This window comes from Adlercreutzia equolifaciens DSM 19450, assembly GCF_000478885.1.
GTDB classification, from domain to species: domain Bacteria; phylum Actinomycetota; class Coriobacteriia; order Coriobacteriales; family Eggerthellaceae; genus Adlercreutzia; species Adlercreutzia equolifaciens.
Genome location: NC_022567.1, coordinates 902,161 through 926,039, shown reverse-complemented (window position 1 = coordinate 926,039; position 23,879 = coordinate 902,161). Strand labels below are relative to the sequence as shown.

At 60.4% G+C, this 23,879-nt stretch carries 13 protein-coding genes; 8 read left to right on the top strand and 5 right to left on the bottom strand.

Annotated elements, in window-relative coordinates:
- Position 1 precedes the first annotated feature (1 nt).
- Positions 2-1,225 (bottom strand): D-alanyl-lipoteichoic acid biosynthesis protein DltD, encoded by a 1,224-nt coding sequence (gene dltD, locus AEQU_RS03455; protein ID WP_144079465.1) that lies wholly within the window; start codon positions 1,223-1,225, stop codon positions 2-4.
- Positions 1,226-1,430: 205 nt separating this feature from the next.
- Positions 1,431-4,142, bottom strand: a complete 2,712-nt coding sequence (locus AEQU_RS03450) for a bifunctional glycosyltransferase/CDP-glycerol:glycerophosphate glycerophosphotransferase (protein ID WP_022739538.1) — start codon at positions 4,140-4,142, stop codon at positions 1,431-1,433.
- A 215-nt stretch (positions 4,143-4,357) separates the two neighbouring features.
- Here AEQU_RS03450 and AEQU_RS11810 point away from each other — a divergent pair, with 215 nt between their 5' ends.
- From AEQU_RS11810 to AEQU_RS03430, 4 genes are read left to right on the top strand one after another with little or no spacing between them, the layout of a single operon-like run.
- A complete protein-coding gene (locus AEQU_RS11810; RefSeq protein WP_022739537.1) occupies positions 4,358-5,467 on the top strand; it encodes an NAD/NADP octopine/nopaline dehydrogenase family protein in 1,110 nt (369 codons plus the stop codon).
- Between the two features lie 14 nt (positions 5,468-5,481).
- On the top strand, positions 5,482-6,540 hold the full coding sequence (locus AEQU_RS03440) for a pyridoxal phosphate-dependent aminotransferase (RefSeq protein ID WP_022739536.1): 1,059 nt from the start codon (positions 5,482-5,484) through the stop codon (positions 6,538-6,540).
- 30 nt (positions 6,541-6,570) lie between these two features.
- A complete protein-coding gene (locus AEQU_RS03435) occupies positions 6,571-7,923 on the top strand; it encodes an adenylyltransferase/cytidyltransferase family protein (RefSeq protein ID WP_022739535.1) in 1,353 nt (450 codons plus the stop codon).
- Between the two features lie 28 nt (positions 7,924-7,951).
- Entirely contained in the window at positions 7,952-8,863 is a 912-nt protein-coding gene (locus AEQU_RS03430; protein WP_022739534.1) for an LbetaH domain-containing protein, read from the top strand.
- Positions 8,864-8,926: 63 nt separating this feature from the next.
- On the opposite strand, the gene AEQU_RS03425 is transcribed toward AEQU_RS03430, so the two are convergent.
- Entirely contained in the window at positions 8,927-10,945 is a 2,019-nt protein-coding gene (locus AEQU_RS03425) for a S8 family peptidase (RefSeq protein ID WP_022739533.1), read from the bottom strand.
- Positions 10,946-11,038: 93 nt separating this feature from the next.
- On the opposite strand from AEQU_RS03425, the gene AEQU_RS03420 reads away from it, so the two are divergent.
- From AEQU_RS03420 to AEQU_RS03405, 4 genes are all read left to right on the top strand, one after another.
- Positions 11,039-12,736 carry a DUF6020 family protein gene (locus AEQU_RS03420; RefSeq protein ID WP_022739532.1) on the top strand — a complete coding sequence of 566 codons (1,698 nt, stop codon included), beginning with the start codon at positions 11,039-11,041 and terminating at the stop codon, positions 12,734-12,736.
- On the top strand, positions 12,712-14,601 hold the full coding sequence (locus AEQU_RS03415) for a polysaccharide pyruvyl transferase family protein (protein WP_022739531.1): 1,890 nt from the start codon (positions 12,712-12,714) through the stop codon (positions 14,599-14,601). Before AEQU_RS03420 ends, AEQU_RS03415 begins: the two co-directional genes overlap by 25 nt.
- A 376-nt stretch (positions 14,602-14,977) precedes the next feature.
- Complete coding sequence (locus tag AEQU_RS03410; protein WP_022739530.1) at positions 14,978-16,528, top strand: DUF6020 family protein; 1,551 nt, start codon at positions 14,978-14,980, stop codon at positions 16,526-16,528.
- Between the two features lie 128 nt (positions 16,529-16,656).
- Positions 16,657-17,817 carry an IS256 family transposase gene (locus tag AEQU_RS03405; protein WP_022739529.1) on the top strand — a complete coding sequence of 387 codons (1,161 nt, stop codon included), beginning with the start codon at positions 16,657-16,659 and terminating at the stop codon, positions 17,815-17,817.
- A 336-nt stretch (positions 17,818-18,153) separates the two neighbouring features.
- Here AEQU_RS03405 and secA read toward each other — a convergent pair whose 3' ends face one another.
- Both secA and AEQU_RS03395 read right to left on the bottom strand, forming a co-directional pair.
- Positions 18,154-20,739 (bottom strand): preprotein translocase subunit SecA, encoded by a 2,586-nt coding sequence (gene secA / locus AEQU_RS12265; RefSeq protein WP_022739528.1) that lies wholly within the window; start codon positions 20,737-20,739, stop codon positions 18,154-18,156.
- Positions 20,740-20,874: 135 nt separating this feature from the next.
- Positions 20,875-23,643, bottom strand: coding sequence for an S-layer homology domain-containing protein (locus tag AEQU_RS03395; RefSeq protein WP_022739527.1), 2,769 nt, complete (start codon positions 23,641-23,643; stop codon positions 20,875-20,877).
- Positions 23,644-23,879 lie beyond the last annotated feature (236 nt).

Sequence of the window (23,879 nt, the reverse complement as noted above, 5' to 3'; positions counted from 1 at the left end):
TCTACTCCCCCTCGCCCATATAGAACTCGTAGATGGCGCGGTTGACGTGCACCCAGCCCGTCCAGCCGAAGTGCGCCATGTCGTACAGGAAGTAGGGGTCGTACTCGTAGGGCGAGAAGTCGACGTATTCCACGCCGTACTCGTCGCAGATGGCCTTCATGCGGTCGTACCATTGGGCCCGCACGTCGGCGGTGTACACCGTCTCGTCGAACAGCTCGCCCTTAAGGGGCATCAGCACCACCAGAGGCTCGATGCCCGTCTCGCGGCACACGTCCAGAAACAGCCGGAAGTCCTCGAACTCCGTCTCCTGGTAGGGCTCGTCGGTGTAGATGCACCACTCCTTGGCGCCCTTTATCCACTCTTCGCACTTGCCCTTCTCGTACCAGCTGTTGTAAACGCCCAAATCGTTGCTGGAGGTCTGCTCGGCTCCCTCCTGTTCCATGGCCGCCAGCCAGCCGTCCCAATCGGGTTCCTCAAGCTCGCCGTGGCGCCCCTCGGGCACCGGCCGGCTCCGGTTCAGCTCGCGCTCGGGCGGGTTCCAATCGTCCTCCGTATCGGAGAGCACTTCGTCGTAGCTCTTCGTCTCGTCGATAGAGGAGTGGAACAGGTCGTTTATCGCCTCGGTGAGCGATTGCTCGCCTTTTTCGCCTTCAGGATAGACGACCGCTTCCTCGATGCCGTAATCGATCATCTTTTTCTGAATCTTGCCCTTGGTCTCATCGCTCACCGCTGGGTTCGCCATTAGCTCCCGATAAGCCTCCTCGGAAAACGAGTTCCGAAAGCATTTGGCGGGATTCTGGTAATCCATGAACCACGTGATGCCGGCAAAGAAGACCACCTTGTCGTCAGGGAACGCGTCGGCCAAAGCGCCCACCTCGATGGCGTGCCATAAATCCTGGCAGTACGGTTGGCCCAGCAAGAACGTATCCATACCGTAGTTGTTGTTGGCGAAAAAGTTCGCCGGATGCGAGGAGACCGTATCCGGGTACACCCATCGGAATTCGGAGGTCCCCATCACAACTTTGCAGTTGTCGCCCTGGGCGTTGCGCTGCTTGATGGCTGCCCGCACGAATTCCGGCGAATTCGAGCGAGCCTTGGCCGGCCAGATCTGATAAGGCGCATCGGCGATGGCCTCTTCCAACTGTGAAGTGTCGCCCGCCACGCCCGGCATTAGAGGCGCGCAGGCCAAGACCGCCGCCAAGACCATGGCCGCTAACCGCTTCAAAAATATCCTCGCTTCCCGGGAAAGTCCCCTCTCCCGTTTATACTCCTGAACATTGCAAGGGGTCGCAGGCTGCGACCCCTTGCGCTATTTTAGCAATGCCCATGCCTTTCGTCGGGAAAATGTCGCTCCGCGAGAATTTGTCCGCGAGGGTTTCATGGTTCCTCGACAGAGCCACCACGTTCACACCACAAGCCTGAAGAAACCGTCAGGCGCCCTCGCCCGATCCTCGGCTTGATGACCTCATGGCCACCACGGCGTCGAAGATGCGCTTGCAGCTTTGGTAGTCCGAGAAGCCGAACATGGCGTCGGCGCGCTCGCGGTAGAGCGGCTCTGCGGCGCAGTCGGCTTCCAGGTAGGCGATGATGGCGTCCACCGTCTCGTCCAGGCTTCGCGCCACCGGCCCGAAGCCGTCGGCGTCGTAGTCGAAGTAGCTGTCCTCGCCGTAGGTGTGGCCGCCGCTGAACACCGAGTCGTACTGGCTGTACACCACCGGCTTGCGCTGATAGCCGAAGTCGAACCCGACGCCGGAGTAGTCGGTAACCAGCAGCGCCGACTCGCTGAGCACGCGCTCGTAGTCGGCCGAGCCGTCCCCCACGCTGATGAGCTCGTTGCCGGAGAAATCGGCGGCCTGCTTCTCGAAGGCGGGGTGAACGTAGAACTCGCCCGTGTAGCCGGTGCGGCGCATGGCCTCAAGCAGCCGCTCGTCGTTGATGAGCCCGTTGTAGAACGCCCAGAAATCGGTGTCCTTGAAGTGGGGCACGTACTCGCGGGTGCTCGTGCCCGGGATGATCTTGCCGGCCAGGTGCGCCCGCCAGGTGGGCAGAAACGCCACCACCTTGCGCGGCTTCGCGTCGCCGTAGGCGTCGTAGCGCGCCATGCCCGTCAGCACCACTTCGTCCTCACCGTAGGCGTAGGCGCTCGTCAGAAGCGCTCGGCGCTCCATCTGGGTGCTCACGCAGAACCGCCGGATGTCCTTGGCCGGCTTGGCCAGCATGAAGGCCAAATCCCCGAACAGGGTGCCGTGGGTCAGGTAGACGAAGTCGTAGTTCAGAAGGTCCTTCACCAAGGGCAAGTTGGCGCCGAAGGGGTTGACCATCGACTCCTCCGAGCGCGACGAGACCACCACCGACGCCAGCAAGAACAGAAGCCGGTAGCGCGCCGTCGAGGGATCGACCACGTTGCCGTAGGCGGCCACGGCTGGGTAGTCCACGCTGGACTTCTCCAAGGCGAAGTACATCTTCGCGCCGTGGAAGCCCGATTCCCGCACCGCGTAGCGGTAGACGTTCTCGGCGTTGTCGCCGGCTTTCCACTCCTTGTCGCCGAAGATCCAGATGGGCTTCTTGAAGAGGAGCCGGTGCAGGTGGTAGCGCAGGCGCAGGCCGACGTAGGCGCGGCGGGTCTTCGCGTCCGCCTTGTCGTAGGTGGCGACCTCCTTCAAACGGCGCAGCTCCGAGACGACGGCCATGCGGACCGTGGCCCGGTAGGTGCGCAGCTGCTTGCCGATGTGCTTCACCATGACGTCGCCGAAGCGGTGGTAGTCATGCTTCATCGATTGGCTGAACAGGGCGAAGTGGCCGTAGTGGGGCGTGAGCGCCAGCGTGCGGCCGCCCTCGCCGATCTGCGCGCAGAAAGAGTAGGCGCATCCGGGCTTCAAGGGCACATCCACCGTGAAGCGAAGCCCCTCGAACACCACCTCGCCGGCGATGGTCTCATGGGTGGCCGTCGGGTAGTCGAACAGGCAGGCGTCGTAGCGCCGACCCGATTTCTCGTCCAGTACGAACAGCTGGAAGGGCTCGCGGAACACGGAAAGATCCGTCGTCCCCTCCAGGTGCAGCACGTCCCCGCGCTGCTCCAGGTCGTAAATGTAGCAGGGCGCCTTGGCGTTCAGGCTCGTGGCGCGCACACCCTCCAGAAGGCCCCGGTCCTTCTCCACCCACGCCATGCGGCTGAAGACGTCCTCGCCGTACTTCATGCGGTACAGCACGAGCTTCTTCTCGCGGGCGAGCCAGGAGGGCTTGGCCAGCACGTCCAGGGAGATATCGACCAGCAGCTCCTCCACCTCGGCCCTCCACAGGGCGCGCTCCTCCTCGGTAAGGGGCTCGGCCGTAGCGCCGAAGATCTGCCAGTTCACAATGTAGAGCGCCGTCGCCTGAATGAACGGCAGGATCTCGCCGTAGGCCTCGCGCGAGGCCGCGAACAGGCGCCGGCACACCTCCAGGTTCTGGCGATGCTTCTTAAAGGTGATCACCTGGCTGAGCGACGAGCCGTCGGAGCGCTTGCGGTAGCGGTAGCGGCAGAGGGGCGCCACGCCGTAGCAGCACTTCCCCAGAAGAACCTTGGCCACGAACAGCGTGTCCTCCGACGTGGCCAGACCCTCGTCGAAGCGCGTGTTGCCGATGGCCTTTCGCAGGAAGAAGCAGTTGCCGATGGTGCTCTGGATGTCGGCCGGCTGCATGCCCAGGTAGACGAGCGCGTCCTTGTCGTCGCTGCGCGTGAAGCGGTAGTCCAGCGGATGGTCGCTGCTCTGGCCCTCGAACAGCTCCAGCTTGCCGCACAGAACGTCCACCCCATGGCCCCCCTCGTCGAAGAAGGCCACGGCGTGGGCGAAGGAGTCGGCCGTCCAGGCGTCGTCGCTGTCCAGGCAGGTGACGATGCGGCCCAAGGCGTGATCGAGCCCGACGTTGCGGGCCCGGGAGACGCCGGCGTTCTCCTGCTGCACGAACACCACGTGTCCCGGGTGCTTGTCCGCGAAGGCGCGGCAGATGCCCGCGCTGCCGTCCGTGCTGCCGTCGTCGACGAGCACCACCTGGATGCGGTCCATGCCCAGCGTCTGGGCCTCCACCGAGGCAAGCGTCTCGCCCAGGTACTCCTCGGCGTTGTACACAGGGATGACGACGGTAATATCGAAGTTCGGCACGGTGCTCCTCCGGTCGGGGACAAAACCAGCCCCGCGGCGGCCGGCGGGCGGGGCGTTTCCAAATTCAACCTCGCATCTTACCACAGGGCCGCGGCGGCGCATTTTGTTCATCTGCCGTAAGATAGAAAATACGGCGGGACGCGCCGCGGTTCTCGTTTATCATGAAGGACGTCAATCCGGTCGGCGGCGACGCCGGCCCGAAAAGGAGTCCCTTTATGCGCATTACCATCTTCGGCGCGGGCAACCTCGGCCTTGCCAGCTGCGCCGTGCTGGCCCAGGACAACGACGTCACGCTGTTCACGGCCAAGCCCCACAAAAACCGCGAGGCCCTCGATTTCACCTACGAGGGGAAACCGGGGCACTCGGCGCCCTTCGCCGTGACCGACGACATCGCCGCCGCCTGCCAGGCCGACATGATCCTGTGCACCTACCCCGCCTTCCTGCGCCAGCAGTTCGTGGCCGACATCGAACCCTACGTGCAGGCCGGCACCTCCTTGGGCTTCATGCCCGGCTACGGCGGCATCGAGTACTTCTGCCAGGACCTCATCGCCCGCGGGGTCACCGTCTTCGGCCTGCAGCGGGTGCCCTACGTGTCCCGGTCCAGCTGGAGCGACCGCACCGCCGGCATCCTCTCGGCGAAGACCACCCTCTACGTGGCCGCCCTGCCGAAAGACCGCACCGCCGACGTGGCGCGCACCATCGAAGGCCTCTTCCACATTCCCACCGTGCCCCTCAAGGAGTTCCTGGCGGTGACGCTCGTGCCCTCCAACCCGCTTCTGCACACCTCCGGCGCCTACGGCGTCTTCAAGGACTACCGCCCCGGCGACACCTATCCCGAGCAGCTCATGTTCTACGAGCAGTGGAACGACGACACCTCGCGCTTCCTTCTCGCCTACGACGACGAGCTGCAGGCCATCTGCCGCGCCCTGGCGCCCCTCGACCTTTCCGAGGTGGTCTCGCTGCGCGAGTACTACGAGTCGCCCACGCCCGAGGCCATGACGGCGAAGCTGAAGAGCATCCGCGCCTTCGAGGCCGTTAAGGTGCCGCTCTCCCCCACCGACGAGGGCACCTTCGTGCCCAACTGGAACGATCGCATGTTCACCGAGGACTATCCCTTCGGCGTGGCCATCATCAAGGACATCGCCTCCATGGCGGGCGTGCCCACGCCGACCATCGACACGCTGCTCGACTTCTACCGCGAACAGACGGGCATCGCCTACATAGATGCCGATGGCACTGCCCTGAAGGACGCGTCCGCCAGCGCCATGCCCCGCACCTTCGGCCTTACCACCAAAGAGGCCTTCGTCAAGTTCTACCAATCGTAAAGGAGATCCGTTTCATGGCCTACTATGTCGACAAGCACATCAAGAATACCCAGCGCGTCTTCCCCGAGCAGGGGCGCTACGACTTCCTCCGCTACGACATGAACGAGAACCCCGAGGGGCTTCCCGCGTGGTTCGTGGAAGAGGTGAAGAAGTCCATCACGCCGGAATACCTCGCCATCTACCCCGAACCCGACCGCTTCCTCACCAAGTACGCCGACTACGTGGGCGTCCCCCGCGACTGCGTCACCTGCACCAACGGCACCGATCAGGCCATCCGCTACCTGCTGCAGACCTTCTGCGCCCAGGGCCACGACGTCGTCACCGTCACCCCCTCCTTCGAGATGTACTGGGTGAACTGCAACATCTTGGGCCTTAACCACGTGCCCGTGGCCTACAACGACGACCTCTCCTTCAACATGCAGAACCTCATCGACGCCATCACCCCCAACACCGACGTGGTGGTGCTGCTGAACCCCAACAACCCCGTGGGCGACGCCTTCTCCCGCGAGGACGTCGTCGCCGCCGTCGAGGCGGCCCGGGCCAACGACGCCGTGGTCATCATCGACGAGGCCTACCACTACTTCTGCCCGAGCACCTTCATCGACCTCACCCAGACCTACGACAACGTCATCGTCATGCGCACCTTCTCGAAGCTGTTCTCGCTGGCGGCGTGCCGTTTGGGCGTGATCGTATCGAACCCCCAGATCATCCACTACGTGAACAACACGCGGCTCACCTTCGACGTGAACGCCCTGGCGCTGCTGTTCGGCGAGAAGATCCTCGACCACCCCGAGCTCATCGACGATCTGGTGGCCGCCGAGCGCGAGGGCCGCTTCTGGACCATCGAGACCCTGCAGAAGCGTGGCTGGGAGGCCCGCCCCTCCGAGGGCAACTTCATCTTCGTGCGCACGCACCGGCCCGCCAGCGAGGTGGCCGCTGACCTGGAGGCCCGGGGCATCCTCGTGAAGTCCTGGGGCTCGGGCATGTTGAAGGACTACCTGCGCGTCTCCACCGGGTCGAAGGCCGCCATGGAAAAGCTCGTCGACGCCCTGGGCGCCGTGGACGCCGCCTAAGACCCCATCACCCAAAAGCGAGGATTCCCTGTGAAAAAAGTCATCACCTACGGCACCTTCGATCTGCTGCACCGGGGACACGTTAACCTGCTGCGGCGCGCCAAGGAGCTCGGCGACTACCTCATCGTGGGCGTCACCTCCAGCGACTTCGACAAGAATCGGGGGAAGATCAACGTCAAGCAGTCGCTCATGGACCGCATCGAGGCCGTGAAGGCCCTCGGCATCGCCGACGAGGTCATCCCCGAGGAGTACTACGGCCAGAAGATAGACGACATCCGCAACTACGACGTGGACATCTTCGCCATCGGCTCGGACTGGCGCGGGCACTTCGACTACCTGAACGAGTACTGCGAAGTGGTCTACCTCGACCGCACCGAGGGCATCTCCTCCACCCAGCTGCGCGAGGACCGCAACCACATCTCCCTCGGCATCGTGGGCGCCTCCCGCGACATCGCGAAGTTCATCGACGAGAGCAAGTACGTGAGCGGCGTGGACGTTATCGCCGTGTTCCCCGACGGGGACGACTTCGACCTGGCCGGCCGCGTCCCCACCGCCGCCTCCCTGGAGGACCTGCTCGAGAAAAGCGACGCCGTGTATGTGGCCAACGCCCCCGCCCGGCGCTACCAGACCGCCCACGCCGCCCTTAAGGCGGGCAAGCACGTGCTGAGCGAGTCGCCGGTAGCCCTTACCGCAGAAGAGGTCCGCTCGCTGTTCGAGCTCGCCCGCAAAAGCGACCTCGTCTTCCACGAGGCCATCAAGACCGCCTACTCCCTGGCCTTCTCGCGGCTGACGCTGCTCGTGAAAAGCGGCATGATCGGCACGCCTGTCTCGGTGCGCGCTACCTGCACAAGCCAGTCGTTCAAGAGCCCGGCGGGCAGCCTCATCGGCTGGGGTCCCATCGCCAGCCTGCCCGTCTTCGAGATCCTGGGCACCGATTACCAGAGCGTCAGCGCCGCGTCGCTCACCAGCCGCGAGGACGGCACCGACGTGTACACCAAGGTGGACTTCGTCTACGAGGGCGCCTGCGCCACCTTCGAGGTGGGCAGCGGCGTGAAGTCCGAGGGCGAGCTGGTCGTCGCCGGCACCAAGGGCTACGTGTACGTGCCCGCCCCCTGGTGGAAAACGGACTACTACGAAGTACGCTTCGAGGATCTGTCCCGCAACAAGCGCTATTTCTACCAGCTGAACGGCGAGGGCATCCGCGACGAGATATCGGTGTTCGCGAAGACCATCCAGGACGGCAAGAAGCCCAACCTGGACATCACCGAGGCCCAAACCGTGGCGCTCAGCGGCCTTATCGAGGCCTACCGCGACGGTTCCATGACCGTGCACAGCCTGGGCCTCGAGGCCGAGGGCTGCGGCATCAGCTTCTTCCAGAACTAGACAAACCAGAAGGGATCGAAGGGAAACCATGAGCACCGTCCTCACGACGCCCGAAGAGGTGGCCGCCTACTTCGCCGAGTCCGACAACACGCTTTATGGCTGCGCGCCCGCCATGGCGTCCTCGCGCATCGAATTCGCCGAGGGGGCCCGGGGCAACATCCTGTTCTGCGGTGAGGGCGTCTCCCTCGCCGGCACGCGCATCACCTTCAACGGGTCGAACGCCGTGGTGTTCATCGAGGGCCCGAACAAGAACCTGCGCCTGTCGGTCACGGTGTGGAGCGCCTCGGTGTTCGCCATCGGCGCGAGTACCTTCACCAACGGGGCCTTCAACGCCATCGCCTCGGAGCGGCGCTCCATCGTGCTGGGAAAGCGCGGGCTCTTCTCCTTCGGGCTGTGGGCCCGCACGGCCGACCCGCATTTGGTGTACTCTACCCAGACGAAGAAGCGCCTGAACCCCAGCCGCGACGTGCTGGTGGGCGATCATGTGTGGCTCGGTCAGGACGCCATGCTGCTGAAGGGCACCACCGTAGGCTCGGGCAGCATCATCGGCGCTAAGGCCGTGGTGGCGGGCAAGAAGGTGCCCTCGAACACCAGCTGGGCCGGCAACCCCGCGCGCCAGGTGGCCGAGGGCGTCCTGTTCGACGGCGCCTCGGTGCACAACTACGCCGAGGCCGACACCGAGAAATCCCAAACCTACGGAAGCGACCAGTGGACCTACCAGGGCCCCGCCGGCGCCGCAGCCAGCGGTCTGGCCAAGCTGGGAGACGAGCTGTACGCCCTGGGCACCGACGCCCAGGCGAAATACGAGCTTCTGGCCCGCGCCTACGCCGACGGGCAGAAGAACCGCTTCGCCTTCAGCGGCACGGCAGCTCCCGCCAAGCCGGCCCAGAAGGCGAGCCTCGCCGCGAAGGTCAAGCGCGCCCTAAAGGGCGGCCGCTAGGCGCTAGGCCCACCGGCTACGCTAAAACCACCTGCTCGCCGCGGCGCCGAAGACGGCAACGTCCTACAGAATGCCCGCCTCGATGGCGTTCGTCATGAGGGCGGCCATCTGCGAGCGGGTCACGTACTGCCCCGGGGCCAGGCTGCGCGTGCCGTCGCCGTTGTCCACGCCGTTCAGAATGCCCTCGTCCACGGCCCATATAAGGGCCGCACGCGCCCAATCGCTCGCCTGGGCAGTGCCCTTCAGCCCGTTGAACTTCGTCGGATCGGCCACGTCCACATCCGCATGGGATGCGTTGGCGAGGATGCAGGCCGCCTGCTCGCGGGTAAGGCGATGACCCACCCCAAAATCGCTGGCGCTGTATCCGTTCATGGCGCCGGTCGCCACGGCCCAGTTCACGCCGCCGGCGTACCACTGACCCTGATCCACATCGCCCTGGGGCGCCGCCGGCGCCGACGCGTCATCGCCCAGGTAGTTGTACAGCATGCAGGCTGCCTGCTCGCGGGTGACCGTCGCCTCCACGCCGAAGGCCCCGCTGCCGTCGGCGTATCCGTTGACAATGCCCTTCAAGGCGGCGTAGCCGACACTCTCGCAGGACCAATGGTTGCGGGGCATGTCGGTGAACCGCCATGCCTTCAGGTAGCACAGCGCGCCCTTGGCGTTCAGGGCCCCGTGGCTGCCGCTCGTCTCGCTGCGGTCGTTCACGCTATCGGAAATGGGCGTCGCCGACGCGTACACCGCGTCGCGCGCGTCGCCTACCGATGCTTCTGGGAAGGCAGTGAACAGCAGCATGAAGGCCCCGGACACGAGCGGCGCCGAGAACGACGTGCCGCTCATCGTGCCGTAGGCGTTGGAAGACCCCGGCCGCGTCGTCAGCATGGAGACGCCCGGCGCACTGATGTCCTTGTAGGGGTTGTAGTCCGACCACGAGGCGTTCGCGCCGTCAGCGGTCAGGGCCGTCACGGCCACGCACTCGGGCCAGTCCGCCGGGTACAAGGGGTCGGTTCGGGGACGACCAGCCTTGTCGCCGTTGCCCCCGGCACATATCGTGACGACACCGAAGTCGTCGCGCATAAGAGCGATGCACCCTCGCAATATGCCGTCGGCCACAGCCTCCGCCTTGTAGGTGCCAAGACTCAGGTTCACCACCCGCAGATCCGTCAGCCGGCCGGAAGCCTTCTCCCGCATCAGGTGCATGAACGCCTGGTAGATGAATTTGGTGGAGCTTTGGCCCTCGTTGTTGAAGACGCGTACCGGAAGCACCTGGCCGTTGAACGAAGCGCCAGCGATGCCCCTGCCGTTATTGGCCACGCCGGACACCACACCGGCTACACTCGTGCCATGTCCGGAGTTCACCGTGTAGTTCGCAGTGTCGAAATCCATGGGTCCGTCATCGGTGGCATCCCATGCCTCGTCGCGCAGCACATTAGCGCGCAGGTCCTCGTGGTCGGAATAGACGGCCGAGTCCATAACGGCGACAGTGACCGCGCCATCGGTGGTGACGAACTCCCAGGCCTCGGGGAAGGCGCTCGCGTACAGCCAGTACTGGTTGCGTGATGCCGTAGGGGACGAGATGGCCGCATAGGGGTCGTTGGCCCGCAGCGGCAGGGCCGCCAGTACGGCAACCTCCCCCTCGTCCAAACCCGCCGAAAGCAAATCCGGCTGAGAGATGTCGTCAATGGCGTAGTACACGTAGTTCGGCTGGGCACAGGCCACGCCGGGAAGCTCGCCCGCCATCCGGGCGGCCTCCTCGTCGCTCATCCCCGCGGGGGCGTTGGCCGCGAAGACCGCACCGCCCGCCTCGTCGGAAAGCTGCTCGGTAACCTGCAGCCCGGCATCCTCCAGCGCCTCGCGCACCTCGGCCGCCTCGACCCCCGTCTCTCCCCCGCCGTCGGCGGCAAGGGCGGCAACCGATGAGGTGCCCTCCGCGATAACCAGAATGCCGTCCGTGTCCGCCGCCGGCGCATCGGCGGTCGGCTGCGCGGCCTCCTCGGCCAGGGCGGTGCCCGGCACGGCGAGCAGGCTCGCGGCCAGAAGGGCCGCCAGCAGAGCGGATATCGGTCGTCTCAGTTCTTTGTTCATGTCATTCCCCAATAGTCGCATGGGCGCTCAACTTGTTTGTGATACTTTTAACATACTGCCCGCCTGCTCACAAGAGAGATTTGAAAGGATACCATGGCCGCCACCCGTCGTTCGCCCAAGATCGTCTGGCCGGCGCTTATCTGCGCCCTCTTCGTCGCCCTGGCGAACGTCGCCGGCTACGTGTGCTCCCACGCCGTGCCCGATGACGGCTATGCCCTGCACTGGCCGAGCGCCCCCGCCCTCGTCGCCGTCGTGGCAGCGCTGTGGGCCATAGGCTACCTGCTGCTGCGCACCCTCTTCCGCTGGCTCGACCGAGGAAGCCGGCGCGGTTGGCGCACCGTGGCGGAGAACGGCTTCTTCGGCCGCCATTGCCTGCTCGTCTCCGCGGCCGTCATCGCCCTGTGCTGGCTCCCCTACCTCATCATTTACTTCCCCGGCACGCTCACCTGGGACGGCGCGCGCTCCATGAACCAGTTCATCACCGACGCCCCGCTGGAGAACCACCACCCCGTCCTCATGAACCTGCTCTACGCCGGCCTCATGACGCTCGGCCGCACGCTCTACTCCGACAACCTGGGGCTCCTCCTCATCGTGCTGCTCCAGTACGCCGCCTGCGTCGCCGCCTTCTCCCTTTCCGTGCGCCAGCTCGTCTCCATGAAGGCGCCGCGCTGGCTCGTCATCGCCTCCCTGACCTTCTTCGCGCTGTACCCCGGCTGGGGGCTCTTCGCCCAAACGGCCATCAAGGACACGCTGTTCTTCGCCGTGTTCTGCCTGTTCGCGCTCTCGCTTTTGCGCCTCATGGCCTCGGCGCGACCGGCGCCCTCCGCGTGGGCCTGGGCGGCCGCCGCCGGCCTCGCTCTGTGCTTCACGCGTAACAACGGCGTCTACATTGTGCTGCCCTCCCTGCTGGCCCTCGCCGCGCTCTTCGGCCTCGGCCGCGCCTTTCCCCGCCGCGCCGGGCGACGCCGTGCGCGCACGGCCCTGGGCGTCGCCGTCGCCTGCGCCGCCGCCTACCTGCTCGCCATGAACGTGGCATGGCCGGCCCTCGGCGTGAACACCAAGGAGAACAAGGAGATGCTGTCGGTCCCCTTCCAGCAAACGGCCCGCGTGCTGCTGGAGCACCCCGGCGACGTGACCGACGCCGAGCGCGACGCCATCGCCGCCGTGCTGCCCTACGACGAGCTGGCCGACCTCTACCTCCCCGATCTGGCCGACCCGGTGAAAGAATCCCTCAAGGACGAGTCCGGCAACTTGGAAGGCGAGGCCCGCGACGCCTATTTCCGCGCGTGGCTCTCCATGGGGCTGCGCCACCCGGCCACCTATCTGAGGGCCACCCTGGCCAACACCTACGCCTACTTCTACCCCTGGGCCATCGTGGGACCCGATGTCGACCGACCGCTGTGGTACGTCTGGATGCAGGGCGAGCCCATCAACAAGACCTTCAAGGTGCACAACCTCACGCCCGACGAGCTGCGCCGTCCCGTCACGAAATTCTTCGATGCCCAGCTTAGCATCCCCGTGCTGTCGGCCATCTACTCGCCCGCGCTGTACGTGTGGGCCTTCCTCATCCTTGTCGCCTACGCCGCCCATCGAGGCAACCGCCGCGCCCTGGTGCTGGCGGTGCCCTTGGCCATGCTGCTTCTCACCGTGCTCGCCGGTCCCCTGAACGGCCAGCTGCGCTACGCGCTGCCCATCGCCTGCGCCCTGCCGCTTCTTGCCGGATGCCTTTTGGCACCGCCTCCCTCCCCTCGCGGAAAGGATCTCCCATGTACCACCGCTTCGTCTTGCTAGCCAACCCCACCGATGGCTCTGCCTCCCTCTCGTGGCGCGCGAAATGCGCCTTGGAGAATCTAGGGCACACGGTCTTCTGGTTCGACTCGCAACGTCATCCGTTCCTTTTCAGCAAAGACAGAGAAGCGATAGACATCACCCCACTAGCAAGATTCCTCGAGCGGCAACAGCCCGACGGCCTCATCGTCGCCGACGGGGTTCTTCTTACCGAAGCGCAGCGCAACGAGGCGATGAGCCTTGCCTCCTCCATGATCGTCATGACCTTGGACGAGCTCTGCGACCGCCCGCTTATCGACGACACCTATCTAGCCACCCCCCTTGCGAACACCATAGCCTATCCTCCGCGCCTCATCTGCCTCCAGGATGCCACTCCAAAGCGCATTGAAGCGCTGCGCACGCTCGCCCCCACCGCCAAGGAGCTGAAGCTGCCCATCCGCTGCACGGGCGAAGGATGGCCCAAAGAATGGCAAACCGACAAAAGCCTGTGGAACGGCTTTGTTTACACCTCCCGCTCGGCCGTGGCCCAAGTGCACTTCACCGGCGAGGGGCCGGCGCCCCAAGAGAACCTGTCGCTGCTCACCGAAGCCGATGGGGCGCCCGTCATCCTTTGGGATGAGACCAGCGAGAACGGCGCCCCCGCAGCCGAAAGGGCACTCAAAGACCTCGTCGCCGAGGGACTGCCCCTTCAATCCCGCCGCCTCGCCGCCTGGCGCGACAGCGGAGCGGATTTCCCCATGCTGGAAACAGCTATCTCAAGCGCTATCGATCGTTTGGAGAAGCCCGAGCCCGGTCGCTCCGGGCTTTCCGGCACCGGGAGCCCCCGCACTATCATATCTATCCTGGGATATTTCGGCATGGGCAACTACGGCGACGAGCTCATCCTCGCCACCTTGGACGAGCGCATCCGCGCCGACGTTGAGGGATCATCCGTCGTCGCCGTCAGCGAGAACCCGCAGCACACCCTCGTCGAGCGCGGCATTTATGCCATTACGCTGAAGGACATCATCGCGGTGGACCGCGCGCTCGCCTATTCAAGCGCGGCCCTCGTCGTGGCGGGCCTTCTGTTCGACCAGGGCATCCGTTGGACGGCGGGCAAGGCGGAGACCTTCACCTCGGCCCGCGTGTCGGACATTCCGGGCATCGTGGCCTACGCCTCCCTGGCGGCGGCAAACGATACCCCCGTCGTCTTCCACGGCATCGGTGCCGGCCCCCTGGAGGTGCTGGACGGCCGGCAGCTGGTGAAACTCATGGGCCGTCAGGGAGCGCTGTTCACCCCGCGCGACCGCGAGACCGGCGACCTCATCCGCTCCTGCGGCGTCCCCGCCAGCCAGGTGATCGAAGGCGCCGATACCATCTTCCTCACGGCAGACGAGACCGCAGAGCCGCCCCAGCCGGCCGCAACCTCCGACGCCCCGCAGCTCCCCGTCGCCATTTCCCTGCGCGAGTACGAGAACACCCCGGCCGACTTCCCCGCGCGCATGGCCCACGCCCTGGACATCGTGGCCGAGGCGCACCCCGACGCGCGCTTCGCCTTCTGCATCCTTGACCCCGGCGACCGCGCCCTTGCCGAGAAGGTGATCGCCGTCGCAACTTGCAAGCAGCAATGCTCCATTCAGGATTACGGCAACGACCTCTCGGCCCTCACCGCCTTTCTGAAGGGCGCCCGCGCGGGCTTCTCCATGCGTTACCACAGTGCCTTGGTGATGAGCGCCGCCGGCATCCCTTGCGTCGGCATGGACTATCTTCCGAAGGTGGCGGCGCTTTACGAAGATCTGGGCATCGCCGATCTGCTGGTGCCCCCGACGGCCACTGCCGAGCAATGTGCGACGGCCCTGCGCTCGGCTCTGGAGAATGCCGACGCCTAGCACGCAACGCTGTGCGCCCACATCGCACCCCTGCAGGCCGCCAGCCATCGCGCTTTCGATTTCCTGCTGGAACGCATCGAGAACACCCGTCCCGCAAAGAGCGGGGCCATTCCCGCCGAGTTCTTCCTCAACAGCCGCCCGTTCTCCCACCGTCGTACGGCGAACCTAGAGAAATCCCTCGCCGAAACCAAAGCCGAGCGCGACGCCCTGAAGGCCGAATGCGCCCAGAAAGACAAGGAACTCGCCGCCCTGAAAAAGCAGTTGAAAGAAGCATCGAAGCCCTCCAAACGCGCCCCGCGCTCGGTCCTGAGGGCCGTCAAGAGAAGGCTAGCAGGAAAGTAGACCAGATGGCAGCTCATCCGAAACGGCGCCGCTCATGAATTACCGGCGCATTGCTAAAACGACAATCCTCATCTTCGTTCTCTGGCTCCCCTGGATCATCTCGTTGTACCCCGGGGCCATGCTCTGGGACACTTACTACCAGATTTGGCAGTGCTACCCCGAAGGCCATCCCATCTACCTGATCCCCTGGGATCCGACGGAGAGTTTTGTTGACAACTACTTTTCCGACCACCATCCCATCTTCGATACGCTCATCTTCGGCGCCTTCGCCCGAGCCAGTGACGCCCTGTTCGGCTCCTGGAACCAGGGTGTGTTCGCTTACATCCTCCTGCAGGCCCTCGGCACGGCGGCAAGCTTCGCAGCGGCCATAGAGTACCTGCGCCGCCAAGGCTGTCCGCGGCCCTTGTGTCTGAGCTGCGCTTTGTTCTTCGCGCTTATGCCCTTCTACGCCTGTTACACGGGCGCCATGATCAAGGACTCCCTGTTCTCCTGGCTGTATGTCCCGTGGTTTCTCATTGTCGTTGAAATCGCCCGCACCCGAGCGTCGTGCCTCGAGAATAACAGGGCATTCGCCTGGTTTCTAGCTCTCAGCCTGCTGCTCTGTCTCACGAAGAAGACCGGCGTCTACGTCGTCCTCTTCACTTTGGCCATCCTCGCCATCGCGACGGTACGGAATTACCGAAAAGAAAAAGTCGAAAACAAGCCGGCCACTATTCATCGGTCCTCGCACTGTACGACCCTGACAAGACTCTGCACTTGCGGAGCCGCCAGCCTTGTTCTCATGTGGGGCATCCTCCCTTACATCATCTTTCCTGTGCTCGACGTGGTTCCCGGCGGCAAGCAGGAAGCCCTAGGCCCCCTCTTCCAGCAGACGGCTCGCTATGTGATCGACTACGGTGACGAAGTCACGCCCGACGAGCGCGAGGCCATCGACGCGGTGCTCGGCTACGACGACCTGGCCGAGCGCTACGTCGCCATTTGGGCCGATCCGGTCAAGTTCGGCTTCAACACGGAAAGCAGCTCACAAGATCTGGCGAACTATCTTCGAACCTGGGTGAGGCAGGGATTGAAACACCCCGATGCCTATTTTAAGGCAACATGGGCCACAGCAGCACCCTACCTGGCTCCAGGCGGCACCATCGGGATTCACCGCGACACAGGGGATGTCGAACACGACGGATCGCCGCTCATCTGGCGCCCGTCCGCGCTGAACGGCTATCACGATTTCATGATGAACCTCTACGACGCACTGGCCGGCGCGCCCGTACTGCGCATCCTCTTCCAGACCTGCCTCTATTCGTTCTACGTCCCGCTCATCGGGTTCATCGTAGGCCTGAAACGACGCTCTCTCATCACCGTTAGTTACGGAGCTGTGGCGATCTCGCTTATAGCCTGCCTCATAACCCCCATGTTCCATGCCCGATACGCCCTGCCACTCATCTACACAGCTCCGCTTCTACTATGCTTCCTCTTCTGTCCGAAGCTGAACAAAGCAGCGGTCAAGCGTACGGAACGTCCGCAATCAAAGAGCGCAAAACGCGCCGAGGGTCACCTGCATAGCGATCCTCGGCAAATAAGGTCATAAAAACTATTCGGATAACGTACAATCTCTTGCGCACTTTCACAGCAGCATAGCCTAGATACCAAAAGACACGGCCCCGGCCTTCGGTATGATTGAGTTGCTTAGATTCGATCATATTAGGAGGCGGAGCCATGTCCGATCCCATCGTAACATTCGACGAGGAAGCAGTGCGCGGCGAGCTCAGGGAGCTCGTCAGAAGAACGGTCGAGGACACCCTGAACGCGCTTCTCGAGGAGGAGGCCGACGACCTCATAGGCGCCGACCGCTACGAGCGGACGGCGGGGCGCGAGGCGTACCGCGCGGGCCACTACGAGCGCGGCCTCACGACCACCTCGGGCCAGGTGACCCTCAGGATGCCCAAGCTCAAGGGCATGCGGTTCGCCACCGCCATCATCGAGCGCTACAGACGCCGCGAGACCAGCGCGGAGGAGGCCATGATCGAGATGTACCTGGCCGGCGTGTCCACCAGGCGCATCGAGGACGTCTCCGAGATCCTGTGGGGCGCGAGCGTGTCGGCGGCCACCGTGTCGAGCTTGAACGAGAAAGCGTTCGAGGCCGTCGAGGAATGGAGGAGCAGGCCGTTGGCCCGCGAGTACCCCTACGTCTTCGTCGACGGCATCTACCTCAAGAGAAGCTGGGGCGGCTCCTTCGAGAACGTGGCCGTGATGGTGGCCATCGGCGTCAACGACGACGGCTACCGAGAGGTGATCGGGGCGGCGGAGGGCTTCACCGAGTCGGCCGAGTGCTGGCGGGAGTTCCTGTCCTGGCTCAAGGGCCGCGGCCTGACGGGCGTGCGCATGTTCACCGGCGACAAGGCCGCCGCCATGACCGGCGCCATCGCCGAGGTGTTCCCGGACGCCGCCTACCAGCGCTGCACGGTGCACTTCTACCGCAACGTGCTCTCGAAGGTCCCCAAGTCCAAGCGCGCCGAGGTGGCCGCGATGCTCAAGGCCATTCATGCCCAGGAGTCGCTGGAGGCCAGCTCGGAGAAGGCCGGCGACGTCGCCGCCAAATTGGACGGCATGAGGCTGGCGGCGGCCGCCAAGTGCGTCCGCGACGGCGTCGCGGAGACGCTGACCTACACGCGCTTCCCCATGCGGCACTGGCGGCGCATCCGCACCAACAACGCCATAGAGCGGCTGAACCGCGAGATCCGCCGCCGCACGCGGGTGGTGGGCACGTTCCCCGACGGCAATAGCGCGCTCATGCTGGTGACGGCCAGGCTCAAGTACGTGGCCGACAGCGAGTGGGGATCGAGGCGGTATCTGGACGTGTCGCTGCTGGACGAGTGACCATGCCGACGGCCGGCAGCCGCCTGCTGGAATTTGCGCAAGAGTCTGGACAGTACCGTTCAGAGTATCCTCGACCATTCTCCTGACGAACCCCTTTAACTCGCCGCACACGGCCTCTTCGTCGAATGCTACGATGGAATCGGCCATGATTCCGTCTCCGAGCATGATCGAACCTAGCAATTCGATCATGCTGAAGGCAAGTGCCTTGTCTTCCGCCATCGAGACTATGCTGCTATCAAAGTTCACGAGCGAATATATGTTACTGGCTATAACGATCACGAAAGAAAGCTGAGTCTTTCTCCAATACTCGCATGGTTATTGTTTGTTTTCCTCGATTCACTCAGGAGTATTGGGGCCCGATAAAACCATCTTGCTTGGATCCATCGGAATCGAACCTTCTAATCCTTGGATTATCTCTATGGCTTCAGATATAGCAAGATCCTGATCGTTCGGTGGTTCAATGCGCAAAATCGATTGAAGTAAGCTTTCGTAAACCGAATCAACCATCAGCTCAAAAGAGCGATAAGCCTCTTCCTTATACTCGACTAGAGGATCCCTGTGACCCAAGCTTCGCAAACTAATTCCCTTTTTTGTATAGTCCATATCTGATAAATGGTCTACCCAATGCAAATCTAATAAGTTTAGCATCATGCTATCGCATATACACCTGAATTGATCCACCCCGAAAGCATCAACTTTTTTCTTGACTATCTCTAGCATTCTATCCAATATCGCATCGGCAAGAACATTTACATCCTCCCCATGATCAACAGCCCGCATCGACCACGATCCATCGCCCGTAACCGATTCATACCAGTGATCCAATGATTCCATATCCCAATCATCGCTGGCCAAGCTCTGCTGACATCTAGCATAAACATTTTGCCTGACGACATCAGTCGCTATTTCATCAATTATGTCAAGGATATGCTTTCCGTCTAACACAGCATTTCTTTCGGAATAAACAGCTTTACGTTGCAAATCCATAACATCATCGTACTCTAGAACACTCTTCCGGGTCGAAAAATGCATGGACTCGACTTGCCGTTGGGCCAAATCTATAACCTTAGAAACCAACTCATCCTGAAGAGGTTGATCTTCTGGAATGCTATTCTTATCCATTAAATTGGCCACAGCCTCAAGGCGATCCCCTCCAAATCTTTTTATAAGCGGATCGTCCAGAGAGAGAAAAAACTGTGAAACGCCAGGATCGCCCTGCCGTCCAGCACGACCACGAAGTTGGTTATCTATTCGTCGTGATTCATGGCGTTGAGTACCAATTACGCACAAGCCACCGCACTGCCTTACCGCATAACCCTCACGCTCAATAATATAGTCGGCTTCGCTCTTTGCATGTTGTTTTTGCCAATCACTAGCCTCCTGCTCATCGATATGAAAAACACTTATTGCCTTTTCGTATAGCTGCTTATAGCTACCGCCTAAAAGAATGTCCGTCCCTCGTCCGGCCATATTCGTAGAAATAGTTACCGCCCCTCTTCTACCCGCTCCCGCAACTATCTCAGCTTCACGCTCATTGTTTTTAGCATTCAGTACCTCATGCTTAATGCCGTTCCTTTTTAACAAAAGTGATATTTGCTCTGATTCTTTAACAGATGATGTGCCTACTAGAACCGGTTGACCCTCCTCGTTCCTCCGCTTTACTTCATTCACTACAGCATTGTTTCGCGCATCAGACGTTCTGTAAATTAAATCAGGCTGATCTATTCTCGCAATTGGCTTATTCGTCGGTATCGGCACAACAGGAAGATGGTATATCTCGAGGAATTCACTGTCTTCGGTTATTGCCGTACCAGTCATGCCTGAGAGCTTTTCGTACATACGATAATAGTTCTGTAAAGTTACGGTTGCTAGAGTATGGTTTTCTGGCTGAAGCTTCACACGTTCCTTAGCTTCAATAGCTTGATGCAATCCCTCGTTATAACGGCGCCCTTCCATTACCCTTCCGGTGAATTCATCGACAATCTTAACTTCGCCGTCAACAACAACATATTGATTATCACGATTAAAGAGATACTGGGCTGTTAACGCCTGCTTTAAATGATTAGCCAATTGGCCTGTTACGTCACTGTATATATCTATGCTTAGACGCTCTTCAATTTTTTTTAGACCGAGTTCCGTCGCAAAAATAGTACGTCGTTTTTCATCTATAGAATAGTCTTCTTCCGTCAAGCCGAGCACAGCTTCCGCAAATCTCTCATATCTGCTAATGGCATCTAAACCTTGACTCGAAATAATGAGAGGTGTCCTCGCCTCGTCAATAAGTATCGAATCAACTTCATCGATTACCGCAAACGAGTGACCACGTTGAACTCGTCCATCTTTGCTCATTGCCGTGTTGTCACGAAGATAGTCGAATCCGAACTCAGAATTGGTCCCATAAGTTACAGCTGCCATATACGCAGGCTTTCTTTCATGCGAACTCATGCCGCTTTGAAGCAAACCAACTTGCATTCCTAAGAAATTGTAGATTTGCCCCATCCACTCGCTATCGCGTTTAGCGAGATAGTCATTCACTGTTACGATGTGGACATTTGAACCATCAAGTGCATTAAGAAAGCCTGCTGCAGTTGATACCAGAGTTTTTCCTTCACCAGTTTTCATTTCTGCGATACACCCATCATGAAGCGCCATGGCCCCAATCAGTTGCACATCATAATGCCTCATGCCAATCGAACGTCGGCTTGCCTCTCGTACTAGCGCGAATGCCTCAATCATAAGATTGTCAACACTCTCACCCATAGCAATACGCTCGCGCATTCTGTTTGCAATTCCACGAAGCTCTGCATCATTCTTATCGGCGTACTCTTCTTCGCAATTATTGATCATTCCAACTTTTTCACGATATTGCTTAAGTCGCTTGCCTTCACCCAGAGTAAGAAACTTTGACAATAGTTTTGACATTCACAAACCTCAGATCCAAATCGCTAATACATGAAACTCCCTCCGTGAGATTCACGGAGGGAGTTTCTATCGAAAGCCTATACGACAACCGTTCTCATCCTAAGGCTTAGGATGCAAATTGATGCACTATTGTAACTAGGCCAACAGCTTTGCGGGCTGATAATTCACAGCCATTGCGGCTGCTTCAGCACGAGTAACGTTCGACAGGGGATTAATGACTCCGCCATTACCCATCACTTCGTTAGCCACTGCCCAAGCCACGCCATCCTTTGCCCAGCCGGACACGCTAGCGCCATCCTTCTTAGAGGACAGAGTGGCATCGACATCCACACCAGCAACGGTAGAAGAATTCACTGCCTTAGCATAGTTCCACAGCATGCAGGCGAACTGCTCACGGGTAACCGTCTGGTCAGGACCGAAGTTGTCAGTACCGGCAAATCCGTTCACCACACCAGCAGCTTTTGCCCAGGCGATTGCCTTAGCGTAATATGCCTTCGGAGCAACATCGGCGAACGACTCGTATCCAGTTTGATCATTGCCAACAATAGCACCTTCATCGATACTTACAGTACCGCCAGCCATGTTATACAAGATACAAGCTGCTTGGCCGCGTGTAAGACGGTCATTGGGTCCAAACAGTTTCGTGTTGGCATAACCATTCATATAACCCAAGGTCTGGGTAGCCTTGTAAACTGGAGTAAAGTACCAAGAACCCGGAAGAACATCGACAAACTTAATGTCGGCAACGGGAGCAGTCTCATAGGTAAGCACAGTCTGGTTATCTTCAGCATCAGTAAAGACGAAGTTGTCCGCATCATCCTTGTTGGCCGCAGTGATGATTGCACGAACCTGAGAAGTGGTGCCAGCAGGAATCTTCACTACCGTATTCCACTTATCAGTATCGGCGTCATAAAGCTCCCAAGTTACAGTGGCGAGCGTATTTGCGACGCTATCATAGGCAGCGTTATCGAAATCCGCATCGCCAGTGCCCTTCTTGCCTACGTTAACCCACAAGTTTGTCGGCAGCGGCACATCCGCAGTAGAGTCAAACCACTTGTAGCCAGTAGAGGTCTCATTAACAACCAATTTATCCTCAATAGCGGCGGGATCAGAAGAAAGCTGAATGTTGCCCTCGGTAAGATTGAGCTTATTGATCGTAATAGGCAGGGTATTGACGCCGGTCATCTCATAACCAGTCGGATTGAAAGTAACCGTGTAGGTACCAGCATCAACCAGAGGCCAATTTACCTTCTTACCCTGCGCATCGGTAACAGTGGTCTGCTGACCGCCATTGCCGGATGCAACTACAGTATTATTTGCGCCCTTGACACTCCATGCAATATCAGTCGCAGCAATACCAGTACCGTCATAAGTAGCCGTCACCGCGGTGGTACTTACGTTCTTGTAAGACACGTAAAGGTTAGTATCCGCGTTAAGTGTTCCGTTAGTAACCGTAACCGTTACACTCTGATCACCAGCAGCCGCCCAAGGAGTCTCCGGCGCAACAGTTGCAGTAACGGTATAGGTACCAGCCTTATTGGAAGCCAGATCGGCGGCAGCCGAAGCACCCTCAACAGTTTCTTTCTTGGTCACAGTCACCGTAGGAGCTGCAAGCGCCGTGCTGCCGTTCCATGCGGTAATCTTGGTGGTGTCGTAGGCAGCGTCGTTATTAGCCTTGTTGATAGTCACATTTGCAAATGCAGCGTTGTTGTACTTAAAGGTTGCAAGCGCCTCAACCTTTGCAATAGCCACATTCGCAGTACCAGTGATATTCGCATCATCCTTCTTTGCGGAGGCAGCAGTGAAATTGTAGCTTCCAACATTACCCCAAATCTGGTCATTGTCCAGAGTCAGGTTCACAAGCGCAGGATTGGCAAGCTTGGTCACGTTGCCAGAAGCATCAGTCCATGTCACGGAAGTAGGAGTAGTGGGATAGGTGCCAGTAACAGCGGCGGGCACCTCCACAACAACAGAGCCGTCTGATCCGTTACCCGCAGTAAGGTCAAACGCCTTCACTTCAACGTCCGCAAGTGTAACCTTTTGGCCAGCGTAAATGCCTGTACCAGTAACCACTGCGAAGTACGTGCCCTCATTTACAACGTCAATACCAGCATCAGTAGCAGACGAACCACCCTTGAGGAATTTCACGCTGTACTGACCACTTTTAAGAAGCGTGCCGTCGTCCTTCTTGCAAACGCCAAGGTTAAGCGGAGCACCAGTGTAAACGAGGGTCTTGTCATCCGTATCCGTAGCATCGTCAGGATTTACCTCGTAAACGCTCAAATCACCAAAACTTGCAGGAGTAACGGTGAACGGAAGAGCAATCTCTCCGCCAGCGTAGTCACCGGCAGTTGCAGTAACAACTGCAAGATACTTGCCGGGATAAATCACGCTGGCAACCTGAGCACCCTTCGAGCCATCAGCATTAGCCTGATAATAGGTCAGAGTATAGCCCTCCGCCATCTGATAGGAGTTAGGCGTTGCCGGCGTAGCGGGCTTGTAATCCGGATCACCCTCGGTTCCAGTCGCAGGCGTACCAGCAGCATAGTCAGTAACGGTCGCAACATTCACAGCAGCAGCGCCCACGGGCGTCACAGCTGTCGGCACCACGTTAATGGGATCGCCAGTTGCCTCGATAGAAATTGCGCCAGTTGTCCAATCCTTATTCGCGGCGTTGGCGTCGGCCCAATAAGTAGCTGCAGTAACAGCACCACCGGTAAACGCATCGCCTGCAAGCAGCGCAGAGATGCCATCATCGCTCTCGACCTCGGCAGCATCGTCAGCAAGAGCAACGGCAGGCACCATGCCGACAGCAAGAACACCGGCAAGCGTCACGCTCGTAGCCTTAGCAACTCCTCCTTTCATAGAACCCTCGATCACGGTCTTGTTTGTGCTGGTAGTCATGTATGACTCCTTCCTCAGTTCTAGCACACTTTCCTGAAGAGAATTGCTAAGGGTCGGAAATCTTGTGGTTGTCGCATAACGCTTGTGCCTCTGTAGTTAGGCAAAAGATATGACCGAAGCAAATCTTTCACGGACGAGTTCTATACGAAGCCTCAACGTTTTGCCAGATTTTTTGACTTTTTTTCTTTTCGGTAGCTTTTTAGGCCGCGAATAGCACGGAACCTTCATTTGCAAGG

Excerpts from the sequence above, each read along its gene's own strand:
- AEQU_RS03410 (WP_022739530.1), top strand. The coding sequence starts at position 14,978 with ATGAATTACCGGCGCATTGCTAAAACGACAATCCTCATCTTCGTTCTC.
- AEQU_RS03395 (WP_022739527.1), bottom strand. The coding sequence starts at position 23,643 with ATGACTACCAGCACAAACAAGACCGTGATCGAGGGTTCTATGAAAGGA.
- AEQU_RS03420 (WP_022739532.1), top strand. The coding sequence starts at position 11,039 with ATGGCCGCCACCCGTCGTTCGCCCAAGATCGTCTGGCCGGCGCTTATC.
- AEQU_RS03405 (WP_022739529.1), top strand. The coding sequence starts at position 16,657 with ATGTCCGATCCCATCGTAACATTCGACGAGGAAGCAGTGCGCGGCGAG.
- secA (WP_022739528.1), bottom strand. The coding sequence starts at position 20,739 with ATGTCAAAACTATTGTCAAAGTTTCTTACTCTGGGTGAAGGCAAGCGA.
- AEQU_RS03430 (WP_022739534.1), top strand. The coding sequence starts at position 7,952 with ATGAGCACCGTCCTCACGACGCCCGAAGAGGTGGCCGCCTACTTCGCC.
- AEQU_RS11810 (WP_022739537.1), top strand. The coding sequence starts at position 4,358 with ATGCGCATTACCATCTTCGGCGCGGGCAACCTCGGCCTTGCCAGCTGC.
- AEQU_RS03425 (WP_022739533.1), bottom strand. The coding sequence starts at position 10,945 with ATGAACAAAGAACTGAGACGACCGATATCCGCTCTGCTGGCGGCCCTT.
- AEQU_RS03415 (WP_022739531.1), top strand. The coding sequence starts at position 12,712 with ATGTACCACCGCTTCGTCTTGCTAGCCAACCCCACCGATGGCTCTGCC.
- AEQU_RS03440 (WP_022739536.1), top strand. The coding sequence starts at position 5,482 with ATGGCCTACTATGTCGACAAGCACATCAAGAATACCCAGCGCGTCTTC.